The following is a 14,620-nucleotide window of genomic DNA, read 5'->3' on the forward strand; positions in this document are numbered from 1 at the left end:
ACGGTCACGAGGGGGCGCCTACGCACAGGCGCCCCCCGGCAACCGCCCCGCCCGCCTACTGGCGGTCGAGGAGCACCGACGTCAGCTGATCAGGACGCGCGAGCCGCAGTCCTTGACGTCCTCGGTGCCCTTGCAGATATAGACAAAACTGTTCCCCGACACCGGAACATCAGCCTGAGCCTTGACGGGAACGGTGCCGGGACCGCACGAACTGGCGGACTTCTCAAAGCTGGCGCCGCTCTCGTCACCCCACTGGAACCACAGCGTGGAACAGCCCGATCCGGTGTTCTTGAACTCGCCCTCGACGGTAATCCGCTGAAAGAAGACGAGGGGCTTGTTCGTATGGGTGCCACTGGCCGAAGCGCTGCCCTGGGATACCTGCCAGGGAGACGTCTTGTCCGCCGGCTGGGGCGCGGGCGATGCGGCCACCGCCGATTGCGCGAAGGCCGTCAGGGAGAGAGCGGAGAACAGGGCTGCCATAACGGTGACGCGTCCACGTGTACGCACGTTGCACTCCTCTGGTTAACCGTGCGAGCTACTTGAAGATCTTGACCCTAGGCAGCCGTCAGTGACGGAATAAATGACTCCACAATGTCTGGCGGAAAACGATCGGCGGCGTACTCACCGATTCCGTCCGTACCGCAATTCAGCACTCACAGCCGGAGAAATCCAGATATCCGACAACGCCGAACACTCCTACCTCAAAGCCGACTTCGCCAGTCGACAGAACAATTCACCAGTCACCGCTCCGGTCCTTGCGGTACCGACCGGAGCGGTCTCTCCGCCGTGGAAGGCCGGACGCGGGCGAGTCGCCGCAGGACCAACAGGCCGCCGACGCCGGGGATCAGCGCGAGCGCCGTCAGCCGTCCTGTGCCCTGGGCATGCCTGGCGGTGGCGAGGATGACGAACAGGTAGGAGCAGCCGTGCACGGGCCCCGTCACGGAGGACACCGTCGGCCAGTGCACCGTCACCAGGTTGAGCAACAGGAGGGCCAGGGAGACGACCGCCCATCCGGTCGACCGCATCGCGGGCCAGGTCGGGTTCGGCTCCCCCACCGCCTTCCGGGAACGCTTCAAGCGCGTCGTCGGCACCAGCCCGCACGCCTACCGCACAGCCTTCCAAGGCGCTGACCAGGGGGCTCCGCAGGGAGCACATCCGGGCGCGGGCGGCCACTGACCCCGGGCTCCGCTCCCCTACGGAATTCGCAGAGGCTCCTCTGCAGATAATCCTTTGCAGAGGAGTCTCTGCAATACGTACTGTCCCGCCATGCCTTCCGAAACCCCCGCATCCGAAGAGCCCAGAGACGACGTCACGCCGCACCCCCTCAAGCCCACCCGGCGCCTCGACGCCCACAGTCTGCGCGGACTCGCTCACCCCCTGCGGATGCAGATCTTCGAACTGCTGAGCCTGGACGGCCCCGCCACCGCCACCGGGCTCTCCGCACGCGTCGGGCAGAACACCGGGACGGTGAGCTGGCACCTGCGCCACCTCGCCGAGCACGGGTTCATCGAGGAGGAGACCGGGCGCGGCACGAAGCGCGAGCGCTGGTGGCGGCGGGCCGACGCCACGAACGAGCTGAACACGGCCGACTTCCGCGACGAGCCGGACTCCCGGGGCGCGTTGTCGGTCTACCTCCACGAACTCGTGCAGCAGTACTTCAGCCGCGTCACGAACTACATCAGCGAGGAGTGGGACGACGCCTGGCGGAACGCCGGCACCATTGCCGACTGGCCGGACCTGCGCATGACGCCCGGCCGACTGGCGGCGCTCAACGCGGAGCTGATGGCCGTCGTCGCCCGCCACACCCCCGCCCCGGACGCCGTACCCGAGCCGGGCGCGCTGCCCGTGGTCGTACAGCTCCAGTCCTTCCCCCGCCATGAGCGCGGCTCCGCGTGAACGCGGCCGTACGCGGCGGCCTTCTGCGGCGGCACCGCGACTTCCGGCTGCTGTGGTGCGGCGAGACGGCCGGCAAGTTCGGGGCGTCCGTCACCAAGGTGGCGATGCCGCTGATCGCCGTGTCCGTTCTGCACGCCAGCACGTTCGAGATCGGGCTGCTGACCGCCGCCGGCTGGGCTCCGTGGCTGGTCATCGGCCTGCCGGTCGGCGTGTGGGTGGACCGGATGCGGCGCCGGCCGATCATGCTGGCCGCCGCCGCGGTCTCCTTCGTCCTGTTCGCCGCCGTCCCGGTCGCGGTGGGCGCGGGCCTGCTGAGCTTCGGTCTGCTGCTGGCCGTGGCGCTGCTGACCGGTACGGCGGCGGTGTTCTTCCAGACCGCCTACACCGCCTATCTCGCCACCCTTCTGGAACCGGTTGACCAGCCCGAAGGCAACGCCAAGCTGCACGGCAGCGCTTCCGCCGCGCAGATCGCCGGGCTCAGTTCCGGCGGTGTCATCGCGCAGTTCGCGGGAGCGGTCAACGGGATGTTCGCCAACGCCGCGACGTTCCTCGTGTCCCTCCTCTGCCTGTCCGGCATCCGGCACGCGGAGCCGCGCACCGCCGCCAGACCGCTACGCGGCATCGAGCCGGCACGCGGCGCCGGGTCGACGCCCGGTACCGAGCCGATATCCGGTACCGAGCCGGTATCCGGTACCGAGCCGGTATCCGGTACCGAGCCGACGGGGGCCGCCACCGCGTCGGAGCGGTCCCGCGGTGCCCTGGTCGGTGAGCTCGCGGAGGGGCTGCGGCTGGTCGCGGGCGACCCCTGGCTCCGTACGCTGACGCTCTTCGGCTCGGCTTCCAACCTCGCCCTCATGGGGTACCAGTCGATCAATGTCGTCTTCCTGGTCAAGACCGTCGGGCTGTCCTCCGGAGCCGTCGGCGCACTCGTCGCGGCGGCCGGCGCCGGGGGCGTCGCGGGGGCCTTCGCCGCGCGCCGGGTCGCCGTGCGGGTCGGTACGGCCCGCGCGACGCTCCTGTTCGAGCTGGGGCTCGCTCTCTTCGCCCTGCTCATCCCGCTGACCACGGACGGCGTCGGAGTGCTGTTCTTCGTGGCGGGCGGGTTCTGCGTCTCGGCCGGCGTCGTGGCCGGCAACGTCGTCAAGGCGAGCTTCCAGCAGCGCTACTGTCCGCCCGAGCTGCTGGGCCGGCTCACGGCGACCACCTCGTTCCTCAACTACGGAACGATCCCTCTCGGAGCGCTGCTGGGCGGCGCGCTCGGCACGGCGCTCGGCCTCCGCGCCGCGATGTGGATCACCACGGCGGGCATCCCGCTGGCCGCGCTGATCCTGCTCTTCTCGCCGATCCGACGGTCCCGGGATCTGCCGACGTCCCGCCGTCGGACGCGGCCAGAATCGAACGGTTCGCAGGGCCCGGTGCCCGAACCGACGTCATCCCCTGGCTAGACAGCCGCGTTCCGGGTCCGCCGAGCGGGCCCGGAACCACCCAGAGGAGCGCCCCTGACCGGCAAGTTCGGCGTCGCCCGGCAACGATCGCGGGCCCCGGAGTGCGTGGCGGCGGAGCCGGAGGGACACCGCCGCGAAGTCGAGATCACACAGCTTATGTTCGAATCTGAACGATCATTGTGGAAAGCTGAGCACGTGCTTCCCATGTCCATCCGGTCCACCGGAACCCTGGCTCTGTCCCTGGCGCTCATCACCGGCTGCTCCATCGGCGCGTCCAAGCCCGCTCCCGACGAGCCCTCGAAGGCCGCCGAGAAGAGCGTGTCCACGGAGTCCAGCGGCGACGGAATCCGCCTGCCGCAGGCCAACGCCTCCTTCGACTACCAGATCGGCGGACCGTACACGCCGCCGGACGGCGTGCGGGCGGTTTCCCGTGACCGTACGGCCAAACCGGCCGCCGGTCTGTACAACGTCTGCTACGTCAACGCGTACCAGACTCAACCCGGCGACGCGATCGACTGGTGGAAGGACAACCACGACGACCTTCTCCTGCGCGACTCCGACGGAGAACTGGTCGTGGACGGCCCCTGGGAAGAACCGCTCCTCGATATCTCCACCCCTGAGAAGCGCCAGGACCTCCTCGACATCGTCGGCCCCTGGATCGACGGCTGCGCCGACTCCGGCTTCGACGCCGTGGAACCCGACAACCTCGACTCCTACGAGCGCTCCGACGACCTGCTCAGCGTTGAGGACGCCGCGGCTTTCGCCAAGCTTCTGGCCCACCGGGCGCACGACAAGGGCCTGGCCATCGCCCAGAAGAACACCACCGATCTCCTCGACAAGCGCGGCGAGATCGGCTTCGACTTCGCCGTCGCCGAGGAATGCGCGCACTACAAGGAGTGCCCGTCCTTCCTCTCCGCCTACAACGGCAGGGTCTTCGCCATCGAGTACAAGCAGAAGGATTTCACGGAGGCGTGCAAGGCCTGGGGCAAGAAGCTGTCCGTCAACCTGCGCGACCGGGATGTGTCTCCCGCCGGTAAGAAGGGTTACGTCTCCAAGCGCTGCTGATAGAGCGCGCCGCTGATCGAGCGGCTTTTGTGCCTTACATGGGGTGAGTCGCGGACGAGGGGCGCTGCCGTGCGGCAGCGCCCCTCGTCCGTTCATCCGTTGTTCAGGAGTCGTCGCGTTCGCCGCTCAACGAGTCCTTCACGCCGTCGGCGCGGTCCTTCACCTCGTCGACCGCGCCCTTGGCCTTGCCCTTGGCCTGGTCGGTCTTGCCTTCGGACTTCATGCGCTCGTTGCCGGTGGCGTTTCCGACGGCTTCCTTGGCCTTGCCCTTGATCTTGTCCATGGCGCTGCTGTCACCCACGGGAGACTCCTCACGGTCGGGATCACTGACGGACCTAAAGTAGTACAAACGGCCCTATGTGGTCCATCGGGGGCTTGTGTCATGAGTCGCTGCGATATCTGCTGTTCACACCTTTTCGGGGGTGCGCAGGTGCGGGTGCCCGGATATCCGCCGTCCAACCGGCCGCGCCCGGCGTTGTGAGCAAGATCGCCGCTGTTCGGGGCGCGCCCGGCGGCCTACGGGCGCACCGCGGTCGATGTATCGACCATGTGGCCCGGCAGGTGCACCATCCCGGCATCCGGGGCATGACTCAGCAACCTGACTGGAAGGCATGAACATGGGCATGCTGGACCCCCTGGCATCGGCGCTCCTGAACGGTGCGGTGGAGATCGTCGACCTCACCACCCCGCTGAGCGAGCACACCCCCGTCATCGAGCTGCCGCCCGAACTGGGCCAGGCGCGGCCGTTCGAAAGGGAGCTGATCAGCCGGTACGACGCGAACGGGCCGGAGTTCTACTGGAACAACATCCGGCTCTCCGAACACACCGGCACCCACTTCGACGCCCCCGTCCACTGGCTCTCCGGTCGCGATCTCGACGACGTCGCGTCCGTGCCGCCGGCCCGGCTGCTGGGGCCCGCGGCCGTACTCGACTTCCGCGCCCAGGCCGCCGCGGACCCCGACTACCTGCTCACCCGCGAAGACCTCGACGGCTGGATCGAACGGCACGGCCCGCTGCCCGAGCACGGCTGGCTGCTCTTCCGAACGGGCTGGGACGCCCGCGCTGACGACCCCCACCGGTTCCTCAACGCAGGCCACAGCCCCGGCATCGGCCCCGAATGCGCCCGCTGGCTGGCCGAGGAGACGTCAGTACTGGGCATCGGCGTGGAGACCGTCGGCATCGACGCGGGAGCGGCCGCGTCCTTCGCCGACCGGCCGTTCCCCTGCCACTGGCACCTTCTCGGCGCGGGGAAATACGGGCTCACGCAGCTCCGCAACCTGGACCGCCTCCCCATCACGGGTTCGATGGTGCTGGCCGCGCCGCTGCCCCTCGTCGGCGGCTCCGGCAGCCCGGCCCGCGTCCTCGCGCTGGTGGAAACGCCCGCCGGGGCACGGGCCGACGCGCCGGTCGAATCGGCCGCCGGGGCACCAGCCGAAACTCCGTCCGGAGCACAAGCCGGGGCGCCGGTCGAAACGCCGGCCGGACCGGACACCCCCGGCGGCGGACGGCGAGAGCGCGGGTGAGCGACGACCCGGGGATGGAGCGCAGCCGCGAACTGCTGCGCCGCCATCAGGAGCACACCACGCGCGAGCCCCACACCTTCACCGCCCTGCGCAAGAAATGGGACGTCTTCCCCGGCGTCTTCTCCCCCGAGTTCACCCCGGTTACGGCCATGTTCACCACCTGGCTCCCCTATCCGCCCGACGGCGCCTTCCTGGAGGTGGGCTCCGGCACCGGAGTCACGGCCGTCTGGGCGGCGTTGCAGGGCTGCCGCCGCGTCGTCGCCCTGGACATCAACCCCGCCGCCGTCGAGAACACCCGCGCCAACGCGTGCCGTCACGACGTGTCCGACCGGGTCACCGTCCTGCACAGCGACCTGTTCGACGCGCTGCCGCCGGACGTGGTGTTCGACGTCATCTTCTGGAACTCCAACTACGTGGAGCCCCCCGCAGACTTCTCCCTCGACACCATGCTCCACCACGCGTTCTTCGATCCCGGATACGCCGCGCACCGGCGCTTCCTCGCCGAGGCACCGGCCCATCTGGCACCCGACGGCCGGCTCCTGCTCGGTTTCAGCGACGTCGGCAACCACGAGCTTCTCCGGCAGTTGTGCGATACGTACGGGCTCACGCTCTCCACCCTCCGCTCCGAGGTGCGCGAGCTGCACATGACCGTGGAATTCCAGCTCTTGGAACTCACCCCGGCCCGGCATCGGCCGTGAGACCGCGGGCGCTGTCATCCCATCGTGTCTCTTGACAGGCGTTCCGGCGCGAAGGCGCCGAGCGTCGGCGAACCTTGCCTGCGCCGGTTCGTCGGGGCCGGCCTCGGGCCGTCCTCGCGACGCACGGACCGCCCGGGATCACCGAGGAAGGGAATTCCGCACTGTGAAGTTCCGCAAGCCCGCCGCCGTCGGCCTGATGGCCGCGTTCCTGCTGGGCAACGGCCTGGCCCTCGCTCCCGCCGCCACCGCCGCCGCGTATACCGCCGCTGCCGGCACGGCCCGTGAGTCCTCCGCCACCAAAATCGCGGGCACCGCCCCGTCCTGCGTCAAGCGGGACGTCATCAAGCACAAGAAGTACGTGAAGGTCACGAACAATTGCGGCCGGGCGATGCACCTGAAGGTCGTCATCGACTGGGGCCCCGACTCGCGGTGCCTGACGTACCAGAACGGTGAGCAGTGGCAATGGCACTGGGGCCGCGGCTCGTACGGCAAGGTCGTCACCTGCTGAGCCCCTGCCCACCGCTCGGGTGAACGCGGCCGTGGCCCCGGTGACGTGTACCGGGGCCACGGCCGTTCCTGGAGCCCGTACCGCCGAGATCTGTCAATTCAGATATCAGACGGATCATCCGGATATTCGGGCGTTCGGGAGGAGCGCTCGACCGCGCCGCTCAGTCGAAGCGCGAACTGCCGACGGGTCCGGGCGAGCCGAGCCGGATGCGGGTACCGGTCAGCCAGCCGTCCGCCGTAACCGCCACGAACGCGGCGAACGCCTCATCGGGATCGGGAGGCGTCTCCCCGTCCCCCGGATCGGGGGCCGGATCGGCTCGTACGATCTCGGCCGCCAGCTCCGCTTCCGACCGGGTGTCGGCGGGCACTTCCTCCGTACCGTTCTCACCGTGCCGCAGCTTCGGCCCCCAGGGCTCGACGACGAACTGGCAGAGCAGAGCGCTCATGTCGGCGTTGGCGAGCGGCGGGTCCGTCCAGCGGGTCGCGTGTTCGTAGAGGACCTGCCCGTCCACGCGCTCGCGGAGGGTGACGGCCACCTCGTCGTCGAGGGCGCCGAGGTCGTAGGCGACGACGACCGTGTCCGTACGGCCGGGCGCGTACGGCTCGGCGGGCAGGCCGAGCACCTCGGCGGCGGCGAGGCCCAGGATGTGGTGGGCCCGGCCCGGCAGCAGGGAGACCGTGCGCGGCTTCAGACCGGTGGTGTCGAGGGCCGAGGCCAGCCGGTCGAGGCCGGCGCGGCACTGCTCGACGGTGTCCTGGAGGTAGGCGTAGCGGCCGGTCATGCCCGCCGCGAAGCCGTACGGCGAGAGGGCGCCCAGGTAGCCGCCGGTCAGGGTGTAGTGCCAGCCGCGCAGGTCCCTGCCGTCGAGCGGGCCTGCCGTCGCCGCGAGTGCGGCCCGGCGCAGCATGCTCCGCACTCGGTCGTGGGCCCATTCCCACTGGTCGTCGTCGGGGGCCGGGAGCCGGGCAGCGGCGTCGCGGGCTCGGGAAAGGTCGCCGGCCAGCAGGGAGTTGAAGACCAGGAGGTAGCCCTCGGGCCAGGGGCGCAGTTCGGCTTCGTGCTCCGTGAGGACGGCGACCGCTTCCGTGTGGCGGTGGTCGCGCTCCAGGGCCGAGACCAGTTCGACGCGCAGAGCGCTCGACTCGGGGACGTGCCGCAGCGCCTGGCGCAGGGCGGGGACGGCCAGGAAGGACACGCCGCGTTCGACGCACCCGTAGCCGAAGTCGTAGAGCGCCTGCGGGTTTTCGGGCTTCTTCGCCAGGCGCTTCGCCGCCTTCGCGAGGTCGTCGAAGCCTGCCGCCGAGGACAACCGCCGCACTACTTCGGCGAGGTCGCGGAGCGGGGCCGTTTCGGCGAGGGGGCGCAGGGCCCGTACGGTCCCCGGAATGTCCCCGGCGTCGAGGAGCTGACGGGCCTGTTCGAGTTCGTTCGTCATCAAAGGTGATTTTTGTCGGGAGAGGGTAATGATGCAAAAGGTTTTCGCCCGACTGCGCGCAGAAAGCGGCCGCGGGGCGGGGCAGTGGCTTGCCGCATGGGACCGGCGATGGCGACGGCAGCGGCAGCGGCAGCAACAGCGGCAGCAACAGCGGCAGCAACAGCAACAGCAACAGCAACAGCAACAGCAACTAACGATCACGAGCGAGACATGCGCGGAACAATCCCCTCGCCCTTACTATCGCCCGGTCGCTCTCCCCCTTCACATCTCCCCCTGGAGAAACCGTGATCACACGTATGGCCGGCCGGGACGACGAATTATCGAGACCCGGCGATTCCACGCCACCCCACGTTCCGTACGGAGCGCGCCACCGCCGCCGCACGCGCGGCGTCACCGCCGCCGTCTTCCTCGCGGCCACCTCCCTGCTCGTGACGGCGGCGCCGTCAGCCGTCGCCGACCCGCCGCCCGCACCCGCGCTCACAGCGCTGCCGTTCCTGCCCGGCGACTGGTACAGCGAACCGACAGGGCTGAACGCGGAGGGCGCCATCTCGGGGTACTCGACGCCCCCCGATGGCATCTACCCGGCCAACTACCGGGATCGCGCGGTGCGTTGGGCCCCCGACAACAGCATCACCGCGCTGCCGCCCGCGCCCGGCGACCTGTACGGCAGGGCCACCGAGATCAACGCCGCCGGCACGACCGCGGGGTACTCCTGGTCCGCGGGGACCTCGCAGTCCGCGCGGCAGGGGCACGCGGTGCGCTGGGACGGCGACGGCGACGTCACGCCGCTCGCGCCCCTGCCCGGCGACACGGCTTCGCGGCCCGCCGCCCTCAACGACGCGGGCGCCGTCGCGGGGTCCTCCTGGACCGGCGAAGCCTCGCCCGACGAAGGCCACGGCGTGGTGTGGGAACCGGACGGCACGCTCCTCCCCCTGCCCGCCCTGCCCGGCGACACCCACAGCGCACCCACGGGCATGAACAGCGCGGGCGAGGTCGTCGGGTACTCCTGGAACGGCGGCCTCTCGGCGCGGCACGCGGTGAAGTGGAGTTCCACCGGCGTCGCCACCGACCTCGGCGCTCTCGTCCGCGCGACGTGGCCGCAGCATGACGCCGGCGTCGCGGTCGGCATCAACGATTCGGGCACCGTCATCGGTCAGGCCTTCAAGGCCCACCCGGCGGGCCGGAGCGAGCCGCACGCCGTCAAGTGGGGCGCCGACGGCTCCGTAACGGACTTGGGGCTGAACGCCGGCGCCACGTCGATCAGCGCCCAGGGCATCATGGCCGGCTCCCGGCGCCTCGACATATCGGTCCGGCAGACCGCTGTGCGCTGGGCCCCGGACGGCACGGCGGCCCCGCTGGCCCTGCCGGGCGGCCTGAGCGGCCACGGCACCGGCGCCCAGGTCAACGACGCAGGCACCGTCGTCGGGGACGCCTGGGACGGCAATCCGAGCCGTGAGAACAAGCGCGGCATGCGCTGGGCCCCCGACGGCACCGCCATCGACCTGGGGAGCGCGCCCTCCGATCCGTACAGCTCGGCGCTGTTCGTCAACTCGGGCGGCACCATCGCGGGGGTATCTATCCGTACCCCTCTTTACACGTATCTGCCGGGTACGCACCACGCCGTGGTGTGGCGGCCCTGACCTCTCCGTGGGCCCTGCCGCGCGGGCGGACCGGGCGGGGCGGCCCTTGTCGAATCGACGCGACGGATATCGATATGAAAGGGTGAAAACTGGCTGAAACCAACCCTGAAAGGAGGCGGCATGTCCTCGAAGCGACGCCGCAAGAAGAAGGCCCGCCGCAAGAACGGCGCCAACCACGGTAGCCGTCCTCAGTCCTGAGCTGACGGCCGCCTCGCGGTACATATGGGTCGCGCCGCGCGGGCACGGCACACCGCCGTCTCCCAGGGCCTGCCTGAACGCCGCATCGACCGGCGGTCTCCGACACGGAGGCCGCCGGCGTCTTTTTTCTCAGGCGCCGGAATCGCGGATCTGGTTCCTCACCTGCCGGCTGTCGGCGTCCGGGGCTGGCGCGGGCAGTTCCACGGTGACCCGGAGCCCGCCGGCGGAGCGCGGAGTGAGGGTGAGGACGCCGTCGTGCGCCTGGGTGATGGTCTCGACGATGGCCAGCCCGAGGCCGACGCCCGTGTGGCCGGTGCTGTGCACGCGCTCGGTGCCGCGCTGGAACGGTTCGGTGAGTGTCGCGGCCCGGTGCGGGGCGACCTGCTCGCCGGTGTTCTCGACCGTGAGCAGCACGGCCCGGGAACGGACCGCGGTATCGACCCACACGGCGCCCTGCTCCGGCAGATTGTGGACGATCGCGTTGTGCACGAGGTTCGTGGTCAGCTGCAGCAGGAGCGCTTGCGATCCGATCGTGGGGGCGAGGTCACCTCCGGTCTCGATGGTGACGCCGCGCTTCCCCGCGAGGGGAAGGAGCGTTTCGGTGGCTTCTTCGGCCAGGAGGGACAGGTCGACGGGTTCTCGGGGAAAGGACCGCCGGCCGGCGCGGCTCAGCAGGAGCAGCGCCTCGGTGAGGTCGATCGCCCGGGTGTTGACGGCGTGGAGGCGGTCGATGACATCGCCGGTGTCGTGGCCGGGGTCGGCGCGGGCCACGTCGAGAAGGGTCTTCGAGATCGCCAGCGGGGTGCGCAGCTCGTGCGAGGCGTTGGCCGCGAACCGCCGCTGTTCGGCGACGTGCGCTTCGAGCCGCGCGAGCATCGCGTCGAAGGCGTCGGCGAGTTCGCGGAACTCGTCCTTGCGGCCCGGCAGCCGGATGCGGTGGGAGAGCGATCCGTACGTGGCCGTGCGCGTGGCGTCCGTGATGCGGGCGAGGGGGGCGAGCATGCGGCCGGCGAGGAGCCATCCCCCGAGGAGGCCGAACAGCAGCAGGAACACCATCACCACGGCCGCCGCCGGGACGAAGGTGTGCAGGAGGAGTTGGCGGTTGGGATTCTCGTGGAGGAGTCGGCGGTTCCAGTCGTCGGGTACGTACTGGAGGAGGAACACCCATACGGCGGCGAGCAGCAAGCCGCCCGCGACCATGAGGAACGCGGCGTAGCTGAGGGTGAGTTTGACGCGCACGCTCACACCTGGCGCCCTATCCACGCTCTCCTCCCCGGCGTTCGGCCCCTGGTCGCGCGATGTCTGATCCGGTCCTTGGCTGTTCGATGTCTGATCTCGCGTCCGGTCGCACATCTGGTTGCTCGTCTGATTGCTCGTCTGATTTCACGTCCGGCTGCGCGTACGGCTGCGCGCCCGACTGCACGTCTGATCGCGCGTCCGAGTGCACGTCGATGCGGTAGCCGACGCCCGGCACGGTGGCGATGATCCAGGGTTCGCCGAGCCGTTTGCGCAGGGCCGAGACCGTGATGCGCACGGCGTTGGTGAACGGATCGGCGTTCTCGTCCCACGCCCGCTCCAGGAGTTCCTCGGCGCTGACGACACCGCCTTCGGCGGAGACGAGGACTTCGAGCACGGCGAACTGCTTCCTGGTCAGTGCGACGTAACGACCGTCCCGGTAGACCTCTCTGCGGAACGGATCGAGGCGCAGACCCGCGATCTCCCGCACGGGCGGCCTGTTGTGGGCGCGCCTGCGGTCGAGCGCTCTGAGCCGGAGCACGAGCTCTTGGAGTTCGAAGGGTTTCGTGAGGTAGTCGTCGGCGCCGAGCTCGAACCCGGATGCCTTGTCGTCGAGCCGGTCGGCCGCGGTGAGCATGAGGATCGGCATGCCGCTGCCGGAGGCGACGATGCCCTTGGCGATCTCGTCACCGGAGGGTCCGGGGATGTCGCGGTCGAGGACGGCGATGTCGTAGGCGTTGACGCTCAGCAGTTCCAGAGCGGTGCTGCCGTCGCCCGCGATGTCGGCCGCGATCGCCTCCAGGCGCAGGCCGTCGCGGATGGCTTCCGCCATGAAGGGTTCGTCCTCGACGATCAGCACGCGCATGTCATCGAGACTACGAGTCGGCGCATATCGCCGGCGTATCGAAATCCGGATACGTGCCGGCAACGCGGCGCCGCCTTGGCTGGCGGTATGCATCGAACCCCGCTATCAGCACGGACGAGGAACCGCCGCATTCGGTGGCTCGTAGCGATCGGCCTGGCATTCGTCACAGCGGTGACCGCCGCGGCCCTCGGATTCCACACGCTGAAGTCGTCGTCCACCTCGGCCTCTCTGTCCGCCTTGTCCTCCTCAGCCGCAGCACAGCGTGCGCCACGCGGTGAGCACCGTGGTGTGCCCGGCGAAGCCGACGGCGTCGTCCCCGACGACGTGACCGTCTTCGACGACCGGGTGCCCGCTGTGGCCAACCTCGATCCGGGGCTGCTCAAGGCTCTCCGCCGGGCCGCGGCAGCGGCCGGGGGCGACGGGTTCTACGTCAACAGTGGCTGGCGGTCCCCGGAATACCAGAATCAGCTTCTGCGCGAGGCAGTCGCGAAGTACGGGTCCGAAGACGAGGCGGCCCGATGGGTGGCCACCGCGGCGACGTCTCCTCACGTGTCGGGGGACGCGGTCGACGTCGGACACTCCCGTGCCACGGAGTGGCTCTCCCGGCACGGCGCCGAGTACGGGCTGTGCCAGATCTACCGCAACGAACCCTGGCACTACGAACTGCGCCCCGAGGCGAGCACACACGGCTGCCCGCGGATGTACGCCGACCCCACCCGGGACCCGAGGATGCGGCCGTGACCGTCGAAGAACGAGAACGAGAACAAGAACGAAATCGGGGACAGGCCATGGTTCGGGCGGACACGCCGGAGACCGAACGGCGCGCGGCGGGCCGTCGGGACTCCGGCTCCGACTCCGACTCCGGCTCCGGCTCCGGCTCCGGCGGCCGACGCGCGGTCATCCGCCGGGCGGTCCTCTTCCGGACTCTCGGCTTCGCCGGAGCAGGGGGCGCCCCATCCGGCTCGGCCCCATCCCGCTCGGCCCCCTCCGGCTCCCGGTCAGGGCCGTGGAAGCGCGGCCTGGTGCTCGCGGCGTCGGCGCTGCTGCTGGGCCTGCTCATGCTGCTGCACGCGCGGCTGACGGGCCGCTGGGGTCTCGGCAGCCTGGTGGAGACCTTCCTTCCGTGGTTCGGCCTGTTCGTCCCATTGCTGCTGGCCGGGGCGCTGTGGCGCCGCTCGGCCTCCGCGGCGGTCGCGCTGCTGCTGCCGGTCGTGGTGTGGCTGGACCTCTTCGGCGGGCTGCTCACCGACAAGGCGCACCCGGGCAGCGACCTCACCGTGGTCAGCCACAACGTCGACGCCGCCAACCCCGACCCGGCCGGTACGGCCCGCGACCTGGCCGCCTCCGGCGCCGGTCTGCTGGCCCTGGAGGAGATCACCGCGCAGGCGAAGCCGGTGTACGAGAAGGCTCTGGCGAGGGCGTATCCGTACCACACAGTGCAGGGCACGGTCGGGCTGTGGAGCAAGTCGCCGCTGTCGGGCATCCGGCCGGTCGACACCCAAATGGACTACGGACCGCTGGCGGCCACCAAGCCGGTCGGCGCCAGGGTGGCCGGCACGCGGGCGCTGCGCGCCACGGTGGCCACGGACCGGGGTCCGCTGGCGGTGTATGTGGCCCACCTGGGCTCCGTACGCCTGTTTCCCGGGAACGGGTTCTGGACGGACAGCCGGGACCGCAACGCGAAGGCGCTCGCCGAGGCCGTCGCCGCCGAGCGGAACGCGCGGGTGGTGCTGCTCGGCGACATGAACGGCACCATGGACGACCGCGCGCTGGCCGGCATCGCCTCGCGGCTGCGTTCGGCCCAGGACATGGCCGGGGGCGGGTTCGGCTTCAGCTGGCCGGCGGAGTTCCCGGTGGCGCGGATCGATCAGATCCTGGTCCGGGGCGTGCGGCCGAAGAGCTCGTGGGTGCTGCCGGCCACCGGCAGCGACCACTTGCCGGTGGCGGCCGGGATCAGCTGGTGAACCTCGCGCGAGGGCCTGCGGGCCCGTCCCGCGCTTCCTGCGGGATCTGCCCTCGCGGAATCAGAGCGCGCCCAGGCGTACCTCCGGTACCCCCGCCCCACGCCCCGCCCCCCTCAAGCGTGGAGCGCTCCCCGCTTCTTGGTACGC

Annotated in this window: 14 protein-coding genes and 2 pseudogenes; 10 read left to right on the top strand and 6 right to left on the bottom strand. The window is 70.3% G+C overall.

The genetic code is table 11. From position 1 onward, the window contains the following. Positions 1 to 81: 81 nt before the first annotated feature. Both AB0I22_RS20925 and AB0I22_RS20930 read right to left on the bottom strand, forming a co-directional pair. A complete protein-coding gene (locus AB0I22_RS20925; protein WP_363132328.1) occupies positions 82 to 507 on the bottom strand; it encodes a hypothetical protein in 426 nt (141 codons plus the stop codon). 233 nt (positions 508 to 740) lie between these two features. After that, positions 741 to 941, bottom strand: a complete 201-nt coding sequence (locus tag AB0I22_RS20930) for a hypothetical protein (RefSeq protein WP_363132329.1) — start codon at positions 939 to 941, stop codon at positions 741 to 743. Positions 942 to 996: 55 nt separating this feature from the next. Here AB0I22_RS20930 and AB0I22_RS20935 point away from each other — a divergent pair. The 4 genes and pseudogenes from AB0I22_RS20935 to AB0I22_RS20950 form a co-directional block, all read left to right on the top strand. Then, a pseudogene (locus tag AB0I22_RS20935) lies at positions 997 to 1,176 on the top strand (helix-turn-helix domain-containing protein); the annotation flags it as partial. Between the two features lie 90 nt (positions 1,177 to 1,266). Next, positions 1,267 to 1,896, top strand: a complete 630-nt coding sequence (locus AB0I22_RS20940) for a helix-turn-helix domain-containing protein (protein ID WP_363132330.1) — start codon at positions 1,267 to 1,269, stop codon at positions 1,894 to 1,896. Next, on the top strand, positions 1,893 to 3,341 hold the full coding sequence (locus AB0I22_RS20945) for an MFS transporter (RefSeq protein ID WP_363132331.1): 1,449 nt from the start codon (positions 1,893 to 1,895) through the stop codon (positions 3,339 to 3,341). Before AB0I22_RS20940 ends, AB0I22_RS20945 begins: the two co-directional genes overlap by 4 nt. Before the next feature lie 204 nt (positions 3,342 to 3,545). Further along, positions 3,546 to 4,406 (top strand): endo alpha-1,4 polygalactosaminidase, encoded by an 861-nt coding sequence (locus tag AB0I22_RS20950; protein WP_363132332.1) that lies wholly within the window; start codon positions 3,546 to 3,548, stop codon positions 4,404 to 4,406. Between the two features lie 103 nt (positions 4,407 to 4,509). Here the strand turns inward: AB0I22_RS20950 and AB0I22_RS20955 are convergent, their stop codons facing one another. Next, complete coding sequence (locus AB0I22_RS20955; RefSeq protein ID WP_363132333.1) at positions 4,510 to 4,707, bottom strand: CsbD family protein; 198 nt, start codon at positions 4,705 to 4,707, stop codon at positions 4,510 to 4,512. A gap of 316 nt (positions 4,708 to 5,023) precedes the next feature. On the opposite strand from AB0I22_RS20955, the pseudogene AB0I22_RS20960 reads away from it, so the two are divergent. The 3 genes and pseudogenes from AB0I22_RS20960 to AB0I22_RS20970 all read left to right on the top strand — a co-directional run. Beyond that, positions 5,024 to 5,797, top strand: a pseudogene (locus AB0I22_RS20960) (cyclase family protein); the annotation flags it as partial. A gap of 128 nt (positions 5,798 to 5,925) precedes the next feature. Next, on the top strand, positions 5,926 to 6,627 hold the full coding sequence (locus tag AB0I22_RS20965) for a methyltransferase (RefSeq protein WP_363132334.1): 702 nt from the start codon (positions 5,926 to 5,928) through the stop codon (positions 6,625 to 6,627). Between the two features lie 163 nt (positions 6,628 to 6,790). After that, complete coding sequence (locus AB0I22_RS20970; protein WP_363132335.1) at positions 6,791 to 7,135, top strand: hypothetical protein; 345 nt, start codon at positions 6,791 to 6,793, stop codon at positions 7,133 to 7,135. A 160-nt stretch (positions 7,136 to 7,295) separates the two neighbouring features. Here the strand turns inward: AB0I22_RS20970 and AB0I22_RS20975 are convergent, their stop codons facing one another. Further along, complete coding sequence (locus AB0I22_RS20975; protein ID WP_363132336.1) at positions 7,296 to 8,570, bottom strand: hypothetical protein; 1,275 nt, start codon at positions 8,568 to 8,570, stop codon at positions 7,296 to 7,298. A gap of 284 nt (positions 8,571 to 8,854) precedes the next feature. On the opposite strand from AB0I22_RS20975, the gene AB0I22_RS20980 reads away from it, so the two are divergent. Continuing rightward, positions 8,855 to 10,210, top strand: a complete 1,356-nt coding sequence (locus tag AB0I22_RS20980) for a hypothetical protein (protein ID WP_363132337.1) — start codon at positions 8,855 to 8,857, stop codon at positions 10,208 to 10,210. 327 nt (positions 10,211 to 10,537) lie between these two features. Here the strand turns inward: AB0I22_RS20980 and AB0I22_RS20985 are convergent, their stop codons facing one another. Together AB0I22_RS20985 and AB0I22_RS20990 are read right to left on the bottom strand one after the other, a co-directional pair. Continuing rightward, positions 10,538 to 11,653, bottom strand: a complete 1,116-nt coding sequence (locus tag AB0I22_RS20985; protein WP_363132338.1) for a HAMP domain-containing sensor histidine kinase — start codon at positions 11,651 to 11,653, stop codon at positions 10,538 to 10,540. 10 nt (positions 11,654 to 11,663) lie between these two features. Further along, positions 11,664 to 12,509, bottom strand: a complete 846-nt coding sequence (locus AB0I22_RS20990) for a response regulator transcription factor (protein WP_363132339.1) — start codon at positions 12,507 to 12,509, stop codon at positions 11,664 to 11,666. Positions 12,510 to 12,596: 87 nt separating this feature from the next. On the opposite strand from AB0I22_RS20990, the gene AB0I22_RS20995 reads away from it, so the two are divergent. Then, on the top strand, positions 12,597 to 13,250 hold the full coding sequence (locus AB0I22_RS20995) for a D-alanyl-D-alanine carboxypeptidase family protein (RefSeq protein ID WP_363132340.1): 654 nt from the start codon (positions 12,597 to 12,599) through the stop codon (positions 13,248 to 13,250). A gap of 47 nt (positions 13,251 to 13,297) precedes the next feature. Further along, positions 13,298 to 14,473 carry an endonuclease/exonuclease/phosphatase family protein gene (locus AB0I22_RS21000; protein WP_363132341.1) on the top strand — a complete coding sequence of 392 codons (1,176 nt, stop codon included), beginning with the start codon at positions 13,298 to 13,300 and terminating at the stop codon, positions 14,471 to 14,473. Positions 14,474 to 14,620: the final 147 nt, after the last annotated feature.

The organism is Streptomyces sp. NPDC050610 (genome assembly GCF_040654875.1).
GTDB lineage: Bacteria > Actinomycetota > Actinomycetes > Streptomycetales > Streptomycetaceae > Streptomyces.

What these genes read in the sequence shown, in the direction of transcription:
- AB0I22_RS20990 (WP_363132339.1), bottom strand. Translation starts at nt 12,509, where the DNA reads ATGCGCGTGCTGATCGTCGAGGACGAACCCTTCATGGCGGAAGCCATC.
- AB0I22_RS21000 (WP_363132341.1), top strand. Translation starts at nt 13,298, where the DNA reads ATGGTTCGGGCGGACACGCCGGAGACCGAACGGCGCGCGGCGGGCCGT.
- AB0I22_RS20975 (WP_363132336.1), bottom strand. Translation starts at nt 8,570, where the DNA reads ATGACGAACGAACTCGAACAGGCCCGTCAGCTCCTCGACGCCGGGGAC.
- AB0I22_RS20995 (WP_363132340.1), top strand. Translation starts at nt 12,597, where the DNA reads ATGCATCGAACCCCGCTATCAGCACGGACGAGGAACCGCCGCATTCGG.
- AB0I22_RS20940 (WP_363132330.1), top strand. Translation starts at nt 1,267, where the DNA reads ATGCCTTCCGAAACCCCCGCATCCGAAGAGCCCAGAGACGACGTCACG.
- AB0I22_RS20950 (WP_363132332.1), top strand. Translation starts at nt 3,546, where the DNA reads ATGTCCATCCGGTCCACCGGAACCCTGGCTCTGTCCCTGGCGCTCATC.